General features: G+C 53.3%; 18 protein-coding genes. 5 read left to right on the plus strand and 13 right to left on the minus strand.

Annotation, left to right across the window (positions count from 1 at the left end):
• Positions 1–18: 18 nt before the first annotated feature.
• The 5 genes from JXO50_02050 (at position 19) to JXO50_02070 (ending at position 4,291) form a co-directional block, all read left to right on the plus strand.
• On the plus strand, positions 19–696 hold the full coding sequence (locus JXO50_02050) for a class I SAM-dependent methyltransferase (GenBank protein MBN2331866.1): 678 nt from the start codon (positions 19–21) through the stop codon (positions 694–696).
• Positions 697–705: 9 nt separating this feature from the next.
• Positions 706–1,539 (plus strand): inaA protein, encoded by an 834-nt coding sequence (locus tag JXO50_02055; GenBank protein MBN2331867.1) that lies wholly within the window; start codon positions 706–708, stop codon positions 1,537–1,539.
• A gap of 8 nt (positions 1,540–1,547) precedes the next feature.
• Positions 1,548–2,711, plus strand: coding sequence for a glycosyltransferase family 4 protein (locus tag JXO50_02060; protein ID MBN2331868.1), 1,164 nt, complete (start codon positions 1,548–1,550; stop codon positions 2,709–2,711).
• Entirely contained in the window at positions 2,708–3,559 is an 852-nt protein-coding gene (gene rfaP, locus JXO50_02065; GenBank protein MBN2331869.1) for a lipopolysaccharide core heptose(I) kinase RfaP, read from the plus strand. The genes JXO50_02060 and rfaP overlap by 4 nt, the downstream gene beginning before the upstream one ends.
• Before the next feature lie 78 nt (positions 3,560–3,637).
• Entirely contained in the window at positions 3,638–4,291 is a 654-nt protein-coding gene (locus tag JXO50_02070) for a class I SAM-dependent methyltransferase (protein ID MBN2331870.1), read from the plus strand.
• Positions 4,292–4,360: 69 nt separating this feature from the next.
• Here the strand turns inward: JXO50_02070 and waaC are convergent, their stop codons facing one another.
• From waaC to fabD, 13 genes are all read right to left on the minus strand, one after another.
• Positions 4,361–5,407 carry a lipopolysaccharide heptosyltransferase I gene (gene waaC, locus JXO50_02075; protein ID MBN2331871.1) on the minus strand — a complete coding sequence of 349 codons (1,047 nt, stop codon included), beginning with the start codon at positions 5,405–5,407 and terminating at the stop codon, positions 4,361–4,363.
• On the minus strand, positions 5,407–6,435 hold the full coding sequence (waaF, locus tag JXO50_02080; GenBank protein ID MBN2331872.1) for a lipopolysaccharide heptosyltransferase II: 1,029 nt from the start codon (positions 6,433–6,435) through the stop codon (positions 5,407–5,409). Before waaF ends, waaC begins: the two co-directional genes overlap by 1 nt.
• Before the next feature lie 227 nt (positions 6,436–6,662).
• Positions 6,663–6,845, minus strand: a complete 183-nt coding sequence (locus JXO50_02085) for a Trm112 family protein (GenBank protein MBN2331873.1) — start codon at positions 6,843–6,845, stop codon at positions 6,663–6,665.
• Positions 6,829–7,470: an HAD family hydrolase gene (locus JXO50_02090; protein MBN2331874.1), complete on the minus strand. Its 642-nt coding sequence runs from the start codon at positions 7,468–7,470 to the stop codon at positions 6,829–6,831. Before JXO50_02090 ends, JXO50_02085 begins: the two co-directional genes overlap by 17 nt.
• Complete coding sequence (gene lpxK / locus JXO50_02095; GenBank protein MBN2331875.1) at positions 7,460–8,593, minus strand: tetraacyldisaccharide 4'-kinase; 1,134 nt, start codon at positions 8,591–8,593, stop codon at positions 7,460–7,462. Before lpxK ends, JXO50_02090 begins: the two co-directional genes overlap by 11 nt.
• Entirely contained in the window at positions 8,586–9,704 is a 1,119-nt protein-coding gene (gene ribD / locus JXO50_02100) for a bifunctional diaminohydroxyphosphoribosylaminopyrimidine deaminase/5-amino-6-(5-phosphoribosylamino)uracil reductase RibD (protein MBN2331876.1), read from the minus strand. The genes lpxK and ribD overlap by 8 nt, the downstream gene beginning before the upstream one ends.
• Before the next feature lie 165 nt (positions 9,705–9,869).
• Complete coding sequence (nrdR, locus tag JXO50_02105; GenBank protein MBN2331877.1) at positions 9,870–10,337, minus strand: transcriptional repressor NrdR; 468 nt, start codon at positions 10,335–10,337, stop codon at positions 9,870–9,872.
• On the minus strand, positions 10,334–10,786 hold the full coding sequence (locus tag JXO50_02110) for a cytidine/deoxycytidylate deaminase family protein (GenBank protein MBN2331878.1): 453 nt from the start codon (positions 10,784–10,786) through the stop codon (positions 10,334–10,336). Before JXO50_02110 ends, nrdR begins: the two co-directional genes overlap by 4 nt.
• A 13-nt stretch (positions 10,787–10,799) precedes the next feature.
• On the minus strand, positions 10,800–12,533 hold the full coding sequence (gene rpiB, locus JXO50_02115) for a ribose 5-phosphate isomerase B (GenBank protein MBN2331879.1): 1,734 nt from the start codon (positions 12,531–12,533) through the stop codon (positions 10,800–10,802).
• A gap of 138 nt (positions 12,534–12,671) precedes the next feature.
• Positions 12,672–13,913 carry a beta-ketoacyl-ACP synthase II gene (gene fabF, locus JXO50_02120; protein MBN2331880.1) on the minus strand — a complete coding sequence of 414 codons (1,242 nt, stop codon included), beginning with the start codon at positions 13,911–13,913 and terminating at the stop codon, positions 12,672–12,674.
• Positions 13,914–14,073: 160 nt separating this feature from the next.
• Positions 14,074–14,310: an acyl carrier protein gene (gene acpP / locus JXO50_02125; GenBank protein MBN2331881.1), complete on the minus strand. Its 237-nt coding sequence runs from the start codon at positions 14,308–14,310 to the stop codon at positions 14,074–14,076.
• A gap of 60 nt (positions 14,311–14,370) precedes the next feature.
• The gene (fabG, locus tag JXO50_02130) at positions 14,371–15,135 is read right to left on the minus strand and encodes a 3-oxoacyl-[acyl-carrier-protein] reductase (protein ID MBN2331882.1); all 765 of its coding nucleotides are present in this window, start codon (positions 15,133–15,135) and stop codon (positions 14,371–14,373) included.
• Positions 15,132–16,118: an ACP S-malonyltransferase gene (gene fabD, locus JXO50_02135; protein MBN2331883.1), complete on the minus strand. Its 987-nt coding sequence runs from the start codon at positions 16,116–16,118 to the stop codon at positions 15,132–15,134. The genes fabG and fabD overlap by 4 nt, the downstream gene beginning before the upstream one ends.
• Positions 16,119–16,391: the final 273 nt, after the last annotated feature.

Consider the following 16,391-nt stretch of genomic DNA (forward strand, 5'->3'; position numbering starts at 1 on the left):
TGGGATGGGTGCAAAGAGATGGGGAAGATAGTCCAAGACTTTGAATTTTCAAAAAAATATGATGAGGGTCATTCCCGGCAATATTATGAAAAACATCAGGAGGCATTTGGCCGCCGCATGTCTGACCGCCGGGAACAGCAGATGGCCCGTCAGGCGTTGGCGATTGCCGGCAATCCCCAGTCAATTCTAGATATTCCCTGCGGCGCCGGTCGTTTCTGGCCGCTGCTGGCGGAAGATCCCCTCCGTCGGCTCTATGGGGCTGATGCCAGTGAGGCGATGCTTGCGGTGGCGGTGGCCAAACAGCCGCAACCGGTGAGCCGCCGTTTCACCGTTTTACAAAGCTCTGCTTTAGCCATTAAACTTCCCGAAAAAACGGTGGAGAGCATATTCTGCATGCGCCTGCTGCACCATATTGGTCAGGTAGAAGATAGGCTGGCAATTTATCGGGAGTTTTCCCGGGTTGCCAGCAGAACCATTATTCTGTCATTATGGGTCGATGGCAATCTCAAGTCATGGCGGCGGAAGAAAATGGAACGTTCCCGCCAGGGAAGGGCTTATCAGAACCGTTTTGTTCTGCCCCGGCAGCAGGTGGAGAATGAGTTTCGACAGGTTGGTATAAATATCATTGGCAAGATTGACTTCCTTAAGTTCTATTCCATGTGGCGCGTCTATGTTCTTGGCGTTTCTCCCCAGTAAATGCCGACCATGAAGTACCGCCATTGTTACTCTAATCCTCACTGGTTGCAACTGCTGCAGGATAATGGACTTAATGATTTTGACACCCTTTGGGATCTTGAGCACGACTGGTTTGAGCCCCCCAACCGACGTCGTGGCGGTTGGAGCGGGGTTTGCCGTCTGGAACTGAAGGGGGAAGGTGGCAGTGTCCTGTCGGTTTTTATGAAGCGTCAGGAAAACCATATGGCACGGACCCTCCGTCACCCTTTCCGGGGAATTCCAACCTCCCGTAAAGAGCTGCTTAATCTTATCCGTTTCCGGGCTGCTGCTCTGCCAGTGCCGGAAATAATCTATGGTGCAGACCGGGTTTTCCAGGGGAGGGCGCAGGGAATCCTGATTACCCGTGAATTGACTGGTTACCAGAGCCTTGATGAACTGCTGCGAGAATGGCGGATCAGGGGGTTGCCAGAGACTTTTCTTGCCCAGCTACTCTTTCCTCCCCTTAGCGGAATGATCCGGAATATGCACCAACAGGGGTTTCGCCATAATTGTTTGTATGGCAAGCATATTTTTGTCAGACTGACGCCACCACCGGCTGAGATCTGTTCGGAGGCAACTGATCCATCCTCTGTCAGGGTCAGCCCGGTGTTTATTGATTTGGAAAAAGTCCGTTTTTTCCCCTTAAAACAGCGCAATATTGTCCGGGATCTGGGTCAGCTGCATCGGCATACGGATTTTTCCCATGCCCAGTGGCAACACTTTATCGATACCTATCTGGCTCCCCTTCCAGAGGCAGCGCAGATCCGGGCTCGATTGGGCAAACAGAAAAAAAGCCGTTCATCAGCTGAACGGGTGTTATTGTAATTCTCTTTATGGCTGATAAAACCTATAAACTTGCCTTTGTGGTGTCACTCTATTTTGAGTACGGCGGCATGCAGCGTACCATGCTGCGGATCGCCCTCGAGTGTGCCAGACAAGGGCATCAGGTGGATATCTATACCGGTAAATGGCTGGGAAAACGGCCGGAAAAGATCGGCATTCACGAAGTCAATACCTGGTCACTGACCAACCATGGCAGCAATGATAAGTTGGCCCGTACATTTAAACGGGAAACGATGAATAATTGCTATGATTGTTTGGTGGGATTCACCAAAATCCCCGGCCTGGATGTGTACTATGCTGGTGATCCCTGCTATGCTGCCCGGGTTGAAGAAACCAAGGGGTTTCTGTTTACCCTGAGCCCCAGGCATCGGGCTTTTCGCCGCCAGGAAGAGGCTGTTTTTTCCCGGGGGTCTGGCACCGAATTTCTCCTTATTGCTCATCAGGAACAGGATAAGTTTATCCGCTATTATCAGAGCTACCCCGGTTGTTTCCACCTGCTGCCCCCCGGGATCAACCGGGAACGGCTGCTGAGCAGCAAACCACGTCCAGGTGAAATTCAGGCGTTGCGGCAGACACTGGGCATTGCCCCAGGGGAAATCATGCTCTTATTTATTGGCTCACGCTTTCGCACCAAAGGTCTGGATCGGGCCCTGCTGGCAGTGGCGAGTCTGCCTGCCGCATGGAGCAAAAAAATCCGCCTGGTGGTTGTCGGCGACGATAAACAATCAGCTTATCGTCGCCAGGCCAACAGTCTTGGTCTTGGCGACCGGGTTGTTTTTGCCGGTTCGCAAGCTGATATGGGCTCCTATTACTATAGTGCCGATGTGCTCCTTCACCCTCCCTATGTGGAAAATACCGGCACGGTTCTCCTTGAGGCGATGGTCTGCGGTTTGCCGGTACTGACGACCGCCAATTGCGGATTTGCCGCTCACATCGTTGAGGCCGGGGCCGGAGTGGTTTGTCCGGAGCCATTTGACCAGCAAGATCTGAATAGACGGCTGGCTGAGATGGTTGCTTCCGGGGAAAAGGAACAGTGGCGGCGCAATGGGATAGCCTACTGTGAGAAGCATGATCTTTACAGCCTGATCGAAGCGGCAAGTCGGATAATAGTTGCCCGGGCAGCAAAAAACCGGGAGGATCGGGAAAAGCAATGATCTTCATTCGTGACGATCTCAAAACGGTCTTCAAGAGCGAACAGACGGTGGATGCTTTTTTGGCAATTGATGGCCGACCGGTCAAACAGGTGGTTGCTGACCGCCGGACCATCTATTTTGAACGGGGTGGCCGTGGCTTTTACCTCAAAGCTCACCTTGGGGTTGGCTGGAAAGAGATAGTGAAAAATCTACTTCAGCTGCGACTGCCGGTTCTGGGGGCAAAGAATGAGTGGCAGGGAATCCTCGCTTTGGAGCATCTTGGAGTGCCTACCATGAGGCTTGCCGCGTATGGCCAGCAAGGGGTAAACCCTGCTACCCGGAAATCATTTGTGGTAACCGATGCCTTGGAACAGACGGAGGACCTTGAGTCCTGGCTGCCGACGCTAACGTCGGCACAAGAGGATGTTCTCCTGAAATGGGCGGTGATTCGCACCGTTGCCGGCATTTCAAGAACCTTGCATAGCAACGGCATCAATCACCGGGACTATTATCTGTGTCACCTGCGGATTGACCTGGCCGCATTGGCGCAGCAACAAAACAAGCCACGCATTTATGTCATGGACCTGCACCGGCTTGAGGTTCGTCCCGCTACTCCTGAACGGTGGCTTGTTAAGGATATTGCCGGTCTCCTCTATTCTACCCTGCATGCGCCGGGCAACATTCATTTGACCAGAAGTGATGTGCTCCGTTTTATTGCTGTCTATGATGGCATGTCCTGGCGGCAGAGTCTGACGGAACATCGGCATTTCTGGCAGAAGGTTTTGCAGCGGGTTATCAGCACCCATAAAAAAGGTGCTGGCGGGGCGGCGTTGCCGCCTTTTATGAATCGTTGGTTGGAAATGCGGTAAAAAAAGTAACCATGATTACCAGGTGATGTATCTGACAGGGCTTATTGGGGATGGTGACCACGAGCGGGGCAGGTGACGATGAAAACAATGAAAGGCTTGAACTTTAAGGCGCCGATAACAGATCGGATGGCGGTTATTCGTCCCTTTGTTGCTCAGGGCAGTGTCCTCGATCTTGGGGTGGTGGACAGCCGGCGGTTGCGCCATGATACGTTGGACAGGCTGGCGAAAAAGCCCAACTTACTATTTCGCCAGATATGCGAGATTAATGTCCAGGCGTTCGGGGTTGACATTGATGACGAGGGTATTGAGATCCTCCGCCAGCAGGGTTTTCATGTGCAAACTGCCGACGTGGTGACCATGTCTCTCGAACAGCGGTTTGACACTATTATTGCCGGTGAAATTATTGAACATCTGGATAACCCTGGCCAGTTTCTGCGCAATATGGGCAGACATCTTACACCGACAGGAACCCTGATTATTTCAACTCCGAACCCCTTCTACTGCAAACAGATCTGGAAAATTCTACGTCGTAATCAACCATCGGTACACGAGGAACATACCTGCTGGTTCGACCCCTCCACTTTATCCCACCTCTGCCGGATGTCAGGTTTGGACCCTTATGCCATCTATTGGCTGCAATCAAAGAAGCAGCTTTTCAAAACGTGGCCACAATTTTTCCGGACCTATTTTTCTCATTCCTTTATGGTACTTGCCAAGCAGGCTCAGCCATAAACCGTTTTGGTCAATTTCTGGCGGTTGCCTGAACTGAGTGGCAGGTGTTGGTGTCATGGTATATCGGTTTCAGGAGTCCTGTTTGTCCAGCAGGGTGTTTATGGCTTGGAGCATGGCTGCGGGCAGGATGCTGTGTCGGCATTCATTGTCTTGCGGGCAGGTCCGCTGCAGGCATGGCGAGCAGGTTTTGGCTGCCTGCAGGCAGATGTGTTCGGGGCCGCGTGGGCCATTGCGCCGGCTGTCGGTAGCGCGAAAATAGGATACGGTCGCAGTGCCCAATGCCGCTGCTAGATGAATGGGCCCCGTATCCCCGCCGACCACCAGATCAGCCCTTTCCAGCAAGGCAATAAATTCTCCCAAGCTGCCCCGGGGCCAAATAACGGCGTGGCGGCACCCCGCAGCAATCTCCTGCACTGCTGCCAGCTCTTCTTCATTGCCCCACGTCAGCAGAGGAGTGATGGTCCTGGTTTGCCAGAGGGATTGCAGCAGTTCCTGCCATTGGTCGATTGCCCATAATTTTGTTTTCCAGGTGGTGCCATAATGGCAGATTACCACGGGTCCATTGCCAAGGTCGATATTCTGCAGCTTTTTTTCCACCGGTTCATGGCAAAGCGGGGACGCTTGCAAAGGACCTTGTAGAAGACGGGTTTTTCCTCCGGGGAACGCCTCAGCTGCAATGCTGATGTTCTGTTCAGTAATATGGATGAGTTCCTTCTTTTTACCTACTTTCCGGTTTGTTGCCAGGGTGTTTGGCCATTCTCTGGCACCGTGGGCATCAAAGCCGTAGCGCAGCGGAGCGCCGGAAAAGAGGGTAAAGAAGCCGCTTTTGCTGTTTCCCTGCAGATCGAGAACGACATCATATTTTTTCTGTCGCAGCCTGCGGATCGTTTTGCCAAAGCCCTTGACTACCCTCAGCAGCCCCTGCCGTCGCCACTCTTTGGTATTTATTGAGCAGACTTTGCTGATCAGTGGATGTCCTTCAAGTGGAGTGGCAAATGATTCTTCCACCAGCCAGTCAATAGTCATGGTTGGCGAACAGCTGTGCAGGTAGGCAAGCACTGGCAAGGCATGGATAATATCGCCCAAGGCGCTGACCTTGACAATCAGAATTTTCATTACCTGGCACCCAGCATGGCATCAGCAGCGGCAAACACCTCATCAGCGGTGATTGCGGTCATGCACTGGTGATCTTTCGGACATTGCCGCAACAGGCAGGGGGCGCATGGCGTCGGTTTTCTGATGAGAGTAAAATCCGTGGTCAGCGGCGAGGTGGTAGTATGGTCCGTGGGGCCGAAAATTGCCACAATTGGAGTGCCGACCGCCGCTGCAACATGCATGGGACCGGAATCATTGGTAATTATCAGCGAGCAGCAGCTGATGGCAGCAATCATGTCTCTGACTGAGGTTTTGCCGATCAGGTTTAACACCGGTTGTTCCATCTTTATTGCAATATCATGGCCGATTTGCTGCTCTCCAGGTCCGCCGATGAGCACAATCCGCGCCTGGTGCTTCTCGGCAAGTTGGTCGGCTACAGCGGCAAAACGTTCGGGAAACCAGCGTTTGGCAGAGCCATAACTGGCTCCAGGGTTGATAGCGATCCACCTGCCGCCGCCCAAGATTTCATGGGCTTGCTGTAGTTCCATTTCTGTGCTTGCCAGCCGCAGTGGCGGCCTGCTGCCCTCAAGGCCAAGACCGGCAAGCATCTGGAGGTAATAGTCCGTATGATGCAGCTCTTTCGTTGCGGTAGTCATCGGTGAGCGATAGTTGATCAGGAGCATGCGGCCGTCCGTAGGATAACCCCCTCGCCGGGGGATGCCGGCCAAAAAGGCCATAAGTGCGCCTTCAATGGCATTTTGAAACAGCAACGCCAGGTCAAACTGCTCCCTGCGTAACTGCTGGCTGAAGCGCAGGAAACCGGTTATTCCCCGGTCCTTGCTGCGCTTGTCAAAAATCAGCACCCGATCGCAATCCGGGTGGCAGGTGAATAACTGGGCAACCAGCGGATTGGCAATCACTACTATTTCAGCCTCCGGGAAAGAGGCGCGTATCTGTGCCATAGCCGGGGTTGTCATAACCGCATCGCCAAGCCAATTGGTGGTGCGGATCATGATTTTAGCAATGTGTTCCGAAGTGAGTGTTTTCATCTTTTTGGCAAGAAGAGCAAGGTTAAAAAGCGTTATGCACGTTGTTGCCTTCATATCATTTTGTGACGTCAATTGCCATAGCTGAAAGCCTGATGACAAGCCTGCTGTTTTTTCGGGGTGATGCGAAAGATTACTGCCGGTTCTTGCGAGGCGACACCAGTGCGGCTGGACAAGTATGGTCTGGGACCGTTTTAGAGCGGGGCTTGTTTTCCTGGAGGGATATGCTCTTACTGTTCTTTGGCAGCCATCGATTCGGCTTCATCAATAAGCATGACCGGGATATCATTGCGGATTGGGTAGCGCAGTTGGCAGCTGTGGCAGAGCAGCCATTGCTCATCGGCGGTGAGTTCCAGTTCTTTCTTGCACTGGGGGCAGACAAGCAGATTCATTAGTTCATGATTGAGGACCATCTTGTTTCTCCTGCGTATGAGGTGGTGCTGGGTTATTCCTGCTTAACTGTTGTAAAATCCATTCGGTTGCCTGCAGGAGATCAGCTGCGATATGATCCGGCTGCACCTTCCATGATGGCGAAAACATCTCATACTCCCCCTTGCCGTAGCCGGTTAAAACAAAGATGCCCCGGGCGCCGATCCTGGTTGCCATCCTGATGTCAGAGTATTTATCTCCGACGACAAAAAAATGCCGATGGTGCAGGTTCAGGTCTTCAATTGCCTGTTCCACCATGCCGGTGTCCGGCTTGCGGCAGCCGCACGGCTGGCAATAGGGTGGGCTGCCGACGGTTGGATGATGGGGGCAGTAGTAGATGGCATCCAGGTGCGCGTGTTCGGCTGCCAACAGCTCTGTAAGACGCTGGTGTACTTCGGTGACCAGCGATTCGGGGAAATAACCGCGTGCCACTCCGGCCTGATTGGTAACCAGAATAACCGGTATCTGTGTTTCATTAAGGCGGCGGATAGCCTGGGCGGCACCAGGGATCAACTTTAAGCGGTCAACATGGTTGACGTAGCCGACCTCTTCGGTCACGGTGCCATCCCGGTCAAGAAATACGGCCGCCGGACAAGCTTCAGCTGTCATTTTTATCATTATCCGCCAAGGATATCTGCTGGTGGGTTTTTTTGGCACTATAGCGCAAAGCCAGGCGGGATTCAAGGAGCTTGTTGAAGCGCTCCGGCTGGTTGATCTGGAGCTCAATGTCAGCAATGGTCAGTTGGGGCAGCAGCTCGCCGGCAGCAGGAATGGCAGCTATTTTAACGGCATCTTTAGCTGTGGTGATGGCCAGGTCGCAGCCGGCTGCAGCCCGGCTGATTTTTTCCAGGGCGGCAGCGGTATAGGGACAATGATCAGGGAAGGTAAGGGTTTTTTTCAGGGTGATTCCCAATCCTTCAAGCTGTTGAAAAAAATAGTCAGGGTTGCCAATGCCGGCGAAGGCCACCGCGGTTTGGCCAGCCATCTGGTGGGCTGCCATCGGCGGATTCTCTCTGCTCAGGAAGTGGAAGCTACTCAGCCGGTACATTGCCGTGCAGACCCTCCGGGGGGAGATGTGGTTAAAGAGCTTGCCGATCTGTCCGCCGAAGTCAGGGTGGGGCAGGTCAAATTTATTCAAGACCACCAGATCAGCCCGCTCAAGGGCCGCCAGCGATTCCCGTAAAGGGCCGGCTGGCAGCAGATGGCCGTTGCCGAACAACCGCTGGCTGTCAATCATAACCAGATTGATATCACGCTGTAGACGGCGATGCTGAAAGCCGTCATCCATGATGATAATGTCCGGCTGCCAACGGCTGCAGACCGCTGTGGCTCCCCGCCGGCGGTTGGTATCAAGAATCAAGGCTGCGTCGGGAAAGCGGCTGTGCAGCAGCGCCGCTTCATCCCCCAGATCATCAATCAAAAAATCTCTGTCGGCTGGTTCATCGGGCAGGAGCATCAGTGGATTGTTGTTGTTTCGTCTCTGGTAGCCACGGGAAAGGAGGGCGACTTTTTTCCCGTGGCTGATGAAATGGTTGGCCAGCCAGGCGACCATTGGGGTTTTACCGGTACCACCGACGGTTAGGTTGCCGACGCAGATGACCGGGACAGGGACGCCGCTTGTTTCTAGCAGGTGAAAATCATAGAGAAGGTTGCGGCCGGTGGTTAGTGCTTGGTATACTAGTGATGGTGGATAGAGAAGATAGCAGCCCAGGCGTTTTGCAGTGTTAATCATTATCGCTTTTGCTTTGGGGCCGAAGGTAGCCTTCCAGGCAGAGATCGGTACCAAAATGTTTAATGGTTATCCCGGTTACCGCCTGGGAGTCAGCGATGGAATCATGTCCCTGTCCCCCCAGCATGCCCGTTGCTCCCCGACCACCGATGAGAATAGGGGCATAAAAAAAGCAGATTTTATCCACAATGCCTGCCTCAAGTGCTGAACCGCTGATCTCAGAGCCACCTTCCACCAAAAGGGTCATGATTCCCATGCTGGCCAGCTTTTTCATCAGCACCGGCAGGTCAAGTTGACCATTCTCGTCAGCATGAATCTGGAGAATCTTTTTTGTTCTCTCCTGGTAGGAACGCAGGGCATCCTGCTGACTGACGCAGGTTGCCAGAATCAGCTTTTCCCGGGCATCATCACCAAAAATATTGGCATGCAGGGGAGTCCTCAGGTGGGAGTCAACAATAATACGATAGGGGTTCCTGCCTTGCCCATGGGGCAGACGTGTGGTTAGTTTCGGATTGTCATGCAGCAGGGTGCCGATGCCGATCAGGATGGCGTCGGTTTCGTCGCGCAGCTGATGGACATAGTGGCGTGATTCTTCATTGGTAATCCAGTGGGAGTGGCCGGAGCGGGTGGCAATGCGGCCATCCATGCTGGCGGCAATTTTAAGGGTTACAAAGGGCATGCCAGTGGTAATGAATTTGCAGTATGCCTCATTTAGTTGCCGGCATTGTTTCTCGCGGATGCCGACGGTGACCTTGATCCCTGCCTGCTGCAACCTGGCAATGCCTCGACCGGCGACCTTGGGATTCGGGTCTTTCATCCCGATAACGACGCTGTTGATGCCGGCGGCAATAATGGCTTCAGTACAGGGGGGCGTGCGTCCCTGATGGTTGCACGGCTCAAGGGTAACATACATGGTCGCCTGGCGAGCCTGTTCGCCCGCTTCCCGCAAGGCAAAAATTTCGGCATGGGGTTGACCGGCTGCCGGGTGAAATCCCCGGCCGACAATATCCCCTTCTTTGACAATCAGGGCGCCAACCATGGGGTTGGGTGACGTGCGGCCTTTGGCTTTGGCTGCCAGCAGCAGGGCTAAGTCAAGATACTCTTCAGCAGTCATGTTTAACAAACTCGCAATAACCGGTACAACGCTTTGAAAACCGGATGGCACAGTAACGGCGTCAGCTTCGAGGCGTGCAAAATTTGAGGAATGAGGCGTACGGTGAGCACGCCGCAGTGACGACGGTTGCAGCGCAACAAAGAAGATGAAGTTGTTACGAAGCCATCATGTTTTCTTCTGGTTGTTGTTGATTAAGCCTTGCAGTTCCTGGATGAACTCATTGATATCCTTGAATTGCCGGTATACTGAGGCAAAGCGGATGTAGGCCACCTCATCCAGTTCTTTGAGCAATTGCATGATCTTTTCGCCGATGACTGAACTGGGAATCTCTTTTTCACCGCTTTCCTGCAAGTGCAGTTCGATGATCGTAATGATTTTTTCAATTTCCTCGATGCCCACCGGCCTCTTCTCACAGGCTTTCTTAAGTCCTACCTCAACCTTTTGCCGGTCATAGGGTTCCCGTCGGCCATCCTGCTTTACTATCAGGGGAATGGAGATTTCGATGTTTTCAAAGGTGGTGAACCGCTTGCCGCAGGAGAGACATTCCCGCCGCCGCCGGATGGTGCTCTGGTCTTTAGAAAGGCGCGAATCAATAACTTTATCTTCCAGAAAACTGCAAAAGGGACATTTCATAGGAGAACCAGGGAGATCGCCGCCTCTTTGAGCATCTCTTCAGCCAGTTCATCAGGGTAGGAGTCGCTAATGAAAATCTTTTTGATGCCAGCGTTGATAATCATTTTAGAGCAGATAATGCAGGGTTGGTTGGTGCAGAAGATATCGGCATCATTGACCGATACCCCATGATATGCTGCCTGAATGATGGCATTCTGTTCAGCGTGGAGGCCGCGGCACAGCTCGTGGCGTTCTCCCGAGGGGATCTGCCGTTCGCTTCGGATGCAGCCCCGTTCAAGGCAGTGGGTTATCCCTGAAGGAGTACCATTGTAACCGGTTGACAGGATCCGGTTGTTTTTGACGATCACTGCCCCCACCTGGCGACGCAGACAGGTAGAGCGGGTGGCTACCAGCTGGGCGATCTGCATAAAGTAGGTGTGCCAATCAGGTCGAGAGCGTTCAGATTCCATCGCGTCAGTTATTTCAGGAGGTAAGAATATTCCGGTACACCGGAAACTGGCTGCACAGCTCTTTTACCTGCCGGTTGACATCCTGTTTCAGGTGATCGTTTTCCGGATCGCGGAGGACTGCGGCAAAGAAGTCAGCGATGGTTTCCATCTGGGCTTCCTGCATGCCGCGGGTTGAAACGATAGGGGTGCCGATCCGGATGCCGCCGGGATCAGTGGGCGGCCGCTGATCAAAGGGGATACCATTTTTGTTGATGGTAATCCCGGCTTCATCAAGAATCTCTTCGGCCCGTTTCCCTTTCAGCGGCTGAGTAGTGAGATCAATGAGAAAGAGATGGTTGTCGGTGCCGCCTGAAACGATGGTGAAACCATGCTGCTGGAGACAGGCAGCCAGGTGGCGGGCATTCGTGACTGTCTGGTGCTGAGTCTGGCGGAACTGCTCCGTCATTGCTTCCTGAAAGGCAACCGCTTTGGCGGCAATAACATGCATCAGGGGTCCTCCCTGAATGCCGGGAAAGATTGTCTTGTCAATCCGGCTGGCGAATTCCTGTTTGCACAGAATCATGCCGCCCCGGGGACCCCGGAGGGTTTTATGGGTGGTGGTGGTAACGAAATCGGCATAAGGTACCGGTGACGGATGGGCGCCGGCAGCCACCAGGCCGGCAATGTGCGCCATGTCAACTACCAGGAGGGCGTTGACTCGGTCGGCAATCTGGCGAAATTTCGGAAAATCCAATTCACGGGAATAGGAACTGGCACCGGCAATAATAATTTTCGGTTGCTCTCGAACGGCAATGGTTTCTATTTCATCATAATCCAGGTAGTTGGTTTGCTGGTCAACCCCGTAATAAGCGGAGCGAAAGAGCCGGCCGGAAAAACTTACCGCTGCACCATGGGTCAGATGACCGCCATGGGCCAGGTTCATTCCGAGAATAGTATCCCCTGGTTCCAGGACGCTCAGATAGACGGCCATATTGGCCGAGGAACCTGAGAGCGGCTGGACATTGGCGTGCTCGGCGCCAAAAAGATCTTTTGCCCGGTCAATGGCCAGTTGTTCAATCTCATCGACCACCTGGCAGCCGCCATAATATCGTTTGAAGGGATAGCCTTCGGCATATTTATTGGTTAACACGCTTCCCTGGGCTTCCAGAACCGCTTGGCTGACATAGTTTTCGGAAGCGATCATCACCAGCTTTTCCTCTTCCCGGCGGGTTTCAGCCATGATCAGCTGGTGGATTTTCCGGTCGGCTGCCGCTAGCGGCGCGTTCCTCACTGATGCCGGCGGCCGATATCCATTGTCTCCCAGCTGTTCTACCCGACGCTCATGCCGCCCACCGGCGAAAGGGGTGGTCAGCCACGTTTTGGTAATGGCAATAGCTTCATCGCAGGTCAGAATACGACCGCCCAGCACCAGAACATTGGCGTCATTATGTTCCCGGGCCATCTGGGCCATAAACTGAGTGGTGGCCAGCGCCGCCCGAACCTTCGGATTTCGGTTTGCCGCAATGGACATGCCGATGCCGGTGCCGCAGATGATGATACCCCGTGAATAACTGCCGTTGGCGATCAGGTCCGTGAGCTGGTAGGCGAATGCCGGATAATCAACCGAAGCATCGGAATTGGTTCCCAGGTCGACAATTTCATAGGTTGCCGAGAGGACTGTTTTCAGTTCTTCCTTTAATGCATAGCCGCCATGATCACTGGCGATCAGCAGAGGTGGCAATGAGCTGGTTGTTGACTGGATATCCATTATGATTCAAGAGGGTAATGTTGGCGGTTAGCAGAAACTATCTTTAACCCATAACGTGAGGTGCTGCAGCATCCATGAAATAACAAAGTATGAGTTGTGCGACAAATCTTGGCCCTATTGTTGTCTGTTGGCCGGACGTTACTCCTGGTAGGTGGAGAAGGCCAGACAGGCATTGGTGCCGCCAAAACCGAAAGAGTTGGAAATTGCAGCATGCAGGTCGGCCTTTTTGGCTTGCTGAGGAACATAATTCAGGTCGCAGCCTTCATCCGGGTTGTCCAAGTTGATTGTCGGATGAACCATGCCGCGATGCAGGGACAAAACGGTAATTGCCGCTTCCACTGCCCCGGTTCCCCCCAGCATATGGCCGGTCATCGATTTGCTCGAGCTGATCAACAGCTTGCAGGCGTGATCTCCAAAAACCTTTTTCAAAGCCTGGGTTTCATAGAGGTCATTGAAATAGGTAGAGGTCCCATGGGCATTAACATAATCAACCTTTTCCGGGGTGATGCCAGCGTCGTCAAGGGCCATCTGAATGGCCCTAGCGGCCCCTTCACCCCCGGGGGCGGGAGCAGCGACATGGTGTGCATCGGCCGTCGAACCATAACCGGTGATTTCAGCTAGAATAGGAGCTCCGCGGTCGAGGGCGAATTCCAAGGCCTCAAGAATCAGTACACCTGCTCCTTCGGCCATGACAAAACCATCGCGTCCGGCATCAAAAGGACGACTGGCTTTCTCGGGATCATCATTGCGGGTGGACAGTGCTTTCATGGCGTTGAAACCAGCCACACTCAAGGGGGTGATGGCTGATTCGGTGCCGCCGGTAATCATGATGTCGGCATCATGTCTCTGGATGATTTTAAACCCCTCACCGATGGAATGGCTACCGGTGGCGCAGGCCGTGACAACAGAAAGATTCGGTCCCTTGGCATTGTATCTGATGGAAATGTTTCCCGGGGCAAGATTGGAAATCATGCCGGGGATGAAGAACGGGGAGATGCGCCGCGGACCGCTGGTCTCCAGGATCCGGTAATAATGTTCAAGCGATGGCAGGCCGCCAAGGCCGGCGCCAACAGAGACCCCGGTCCGGGTGCTCAGGTGGTCACTGATTGTCAGTTGCGCCATCTCCATGGCCATCTGGGCTGCCCCCAGACCGTATTGGATAAAGCTGTCTACCCGTTTGACCTCTTTGGCGGGCATGAAGTCAGTAGGATCAAAATCGGTTACCTCACCGGCAATCCTGGTTGCCAGGGCGTCAGTGTCAAACTTGGTTATCGGGCCAATACCGCTTTGCCCGGCAATCAGCGCCTGCCAGCTTTTTTCAACGCCCGTACCCAGCGGGGTGACCATGCCTATTCCCGTTACCACAACCCGTCTTTTCACCCTCTTCCTCCTTCATGTTTTTGACGAGGTGAGCTTTGTAACAGCAGCCTTTTCATGTAGTATTATTTCGGTTAATTGTAAAGGAAAAAAGACGTTCACCGGGGTGGTGAACGTCTCTAGGCATGACCAATGAACGTACTCTCTGGCAGTTATAAAGGGGCTATTCCTGATGTTCTTTAATGTAGTCGATGGCACTCTGAACGGTCCGGATTTTTTCAGCATCTTCATCCGGAATTTCAACGCCGTATTCCTCTTCAAAAGCCATGACCAGCTCTACCGTATCCAGAGAGTCGGCGCCTAAATCATCGATGAAAGAGGCTTCGTTGCTGATTTCCGCAATATCCTTAATTCCCAGCTGTTCAGCGATGATTTCTTTTACTTTCTGCTCAATAGACATGTGGTGTTTCCTCCTTAAATAAGAATATTTTCTGCGATTGATTGATGGATTATAGGGCCATCAGGAGATCAGCAGGCCGCCATTGACCTGCAGCACCTGGCCGGTAATGTATGAGGCAAGGGGTGAGAGTAGAAAGGCCACCGCACTGGCAATGTCGCCGACGGTACCCAACCGCTGGCTAGGGATCAGCTCAATCATGGCTTCCCTGGCCTTGTCGGTCATTCCTTCAGTCATTTCTGTTTGGATGTAGCCGGGGGCAATGACATTGCTGGTTATCTGGCGGGCGGCCAGTTCCCGGGCCATTGCCTTGCTGAAGCCGATGATTCCCGCCTTGGAAGCGGCATAGTTGGCCTGTCCTGCATTGCCCATGATGCCGACGACCGATGAAAGGAACACCAGGCGGCCAAAGCGCTGCTTGACCATTCCCTTGACCGCCGCCTTGGTGCAATTGAAGCAACCTTTCAGGTTGACGGCCATTACTTCATCCCACTCATCTTCTTTCATCCTCAGGATGAGATTGTCGCGGGTAATGCCGGCATTATTGATGAGAAAATCAAGTTTCTCATCATTGCCGATGATCGTTTTGACAAGCTCCTGGCTCTGGCTCAGGGAGCTGATGTCAGCTGGCAGGAAACGCACCTTGCCGGCCGTATCTTCCAACTCCAGGGCAACTTTCCCCCCCAGCTCCCGGTTGGTGCCACAGAAATAGACGGTTGCACCCAGTTCAGCCAGGGTGGCAACGATGGCTTTACCGATACCTCTCGTTCCGCCGGTAACCAATGCGGTCCGGCCGGAAAAGTCAAACGCAGCGGTAATCGTACTCATCCCAATGCCTCTGCAAGTTTTTTCAGATCGGCACAGGTTTCGATATTATGGGTCTTAATGCGGCGGTTGATGCGTTTCATCAGGCCGGAAAGCACCCTGCCGGGCCCCACCTCGATAACCCTGGTGACGCCGCGGGCAATCATGAGGTTCATGGACTCCTCCCATCGTACCGCGTTGCTTACCTGGCGGACCAGCAGATCACGGGTTCCTGCGGCAGAATAGTTGGTGTCAGCGTCAACATTTGAGATGACCGGGATCTCCGGCTCGCTGATCCTGACAGCGGAAAACTTCTCCGCCAGTTTGCGGGCGGCTGGTTCCATTAGTGAGCAGTGAAAGGGTGCGCTGACCGGTAGTTTCACTGCCCGGCTGGCTCCGGCTTCTCTGGCTTTCTGGGTGGCCTCATCAACCGCTGAAATATGGCCGGAGATGACAATCTGTCCCGGGCAGTTATAGTTGGCCGGCTCGACAACCTTATCTTTTTCTGTGTCGGTGGTGGCGTGGCAGATTTCCTCGATGTGTCCGGTCTCCATCCCCAGTACGGCAGCCATGGTCCCATGGCCCAGGGGAACGGCGCTTTGCATGAATTTGCCCCGCGCCCGCACTACCTGGACCGCGTCGTAAAAGGAAACCACATTGGCAGCCACCAAGGCGGAATATTCGCCCAAGCTGTGCCCGGCCAGCATTATCGGTTTAATGCCGAATTCCTGCCCCAGCACCTTAAGGGTGGCGATGCTGGCAGTCAGAATTGCCGGCTGGGTGTTCGCTGTTTCATTCAGTTCTTCCCGGTCAGCGTCAAAGCAGGTGTGGGCCAGGTCCTGTCCGAGGGAATCGCCTGCTTCGGCAAAAACCTCTCTGGCAGCCTGGAATGTATGATGGAGCTCTTTTGCCATACCCACATACTGTGAACCTTGGCCGGGAAATAAAAGGGCAATTTTTTCATTTTCCAAGGCTGAAAAACTCCTTGTGTTGATTTGTTGGCTCATCACTTATGCAGAAAGGCTGCTGTCAGGAAACGGTGACTTCCTGATCAGTCTTTCTTTGTTGATTGAAAGAGTATAGTTTGACAAAATTATCCGCTTAAACAGTATTTTGCAGATAAAAGTCAAGCAAAAAATAAAAAAATTAAAAGATTTTAATTGGATAGCGATTTTTTTCCTCTGCTGTGGTTCTCTTCTCTGCCGCTCGGCAGCGCCGCGCGGCTTCACATCAGCTTAGTGGATAGTCGTCAGAAAAAGAATTGCCTTGAGTTGAAAATG

It is taken from the genome of Candidatus Anaeroferrophillus wilburensis, from assembly GCA_016934315.1.
GTDB lineage: Bacteria > Desulfobacterota > Anaeroferrophillalia > Anaeroferrophillales > Anaeroferrophillaceae > Anaeroferrophillus > Anaeroferrophillus wilburensis.

Excerpts from the sequence above, each read along its gene's own strand:
- JXO50_02060 (MBN2331868.1), top strand. The coding sequence starts at position 1,548 with ATGGCTGATAAAACCTATAAACTTGCCTTTGTGGTGTCACTCTATTTT.
- fabD (MBN2331883.1), bottom strand. The coding sequence starts at position 16,118 with ATGAGCCAACAAATCAACACAAGGAGTTTTTCAGCCTTGGAAAATGAA.
- rfaP (MBN2331869.1), top strand. The coding sequence starts at position 2,708 with ATGATCTTCATTCGTGACGATCTCAAAACGGTCTTCAAGAGCGAACAG.
- waaC (MBN2331871.1), bottom strand. The coding sequence starts at position 5,407 with ATGAAAATTCTGATTGTCAAGGTCAGCGCCTTGGGCGATATTATCCAT.
- lpxK (MBN2331875.1), bottom strand. The coding sequence starts at position 8,593 with ATGATTAACACTGCAAAACGCCTGGGCTGCTATCTTCTCTATCCACCA.
- JXO50_02070 (MBN2331870.1), top strand. The coding sequence starts at position 3,638 with ATGAAAACAATGAAAGGCTTGAACTTTAAGGCGCCGATAACAGATCGG.
- JXO50_02090 (MBN2331874.1), bottom strand. The coding sequence starts at position 7,470 with ATGACAGCTGAAGCTTGTCCGGCGGCCGTATTTCTTGACCGGGATGGC.
- JXO50_02055 (MBN2331867.1), top strand. The coding sequence starts at position 706 with ATGAAGTACCGCCATTGTTACTCTAATCCTCACTGGTTGCAACTGCTG.
- JXO50_02085 (MBN2331873.1), bottom strand. The coding sequence starts at position 6,845 with ATGGTCCTCAATCATGAACTAATGAATCTGCTTGTCTGCCCCCAGTGC.
- fabG (MBN2331882.1), bottom strand. The coding sequence starts at position 15,135 with ATGAGTACGATTACCGCTGCGTTTGACTTTTCCGGCCGGACCGCATTG.
- acpP (MBN2331881.1), bottom strand. The coding sequence starts at position 14,310 with ATGTCTATTGAGCAGAAAGTAAAAGAAATCATCGCTGAACAGCTGGGA.
- waaF (MBN2331872.1), bottom strand. The coding sequence starts at position 6,435 with ATGAAAACACTCACTTCGGAACACATTGCTAAAATCATGATCCGCACC.
- rpiB (MBN2331879.1), bottom strand. The coding sequence starts at position 12,533 with ATGGATATCCAGTCAACAACCAGCTCATTGCCACCTCTGCTGATCGCC.
- nrdR (MBN2331877.1), bottom strand. The coding sequence starts at position 10,337 with ATGAAATGTCCCTTTTGCAGTTTTCTGGAAGATAAAGTTATTGATTCG.
- ribD (MBN2331876.1), bottom strand. The coding sequence starts at position 9,704 with ATGACTGCTGAAGAGTATCTTGACTTAGCCCTGCTGCTGGCAGCCAAA.
- JXO50_02050 (MBN2331866.1), top strand. The coding sequence starts at position 19 with ATGGGGAAGATAGTCCAAGACTTTGAATTTTCAAAAAAATATGATGAG.
- JXO50_02110 (MBN2331878.1), bottom strand. The coding sequence starts at position 10,786 with ATGGAATCTGAACGCTCTCGACCTGATTGGCACACCTACTTTATGCAG.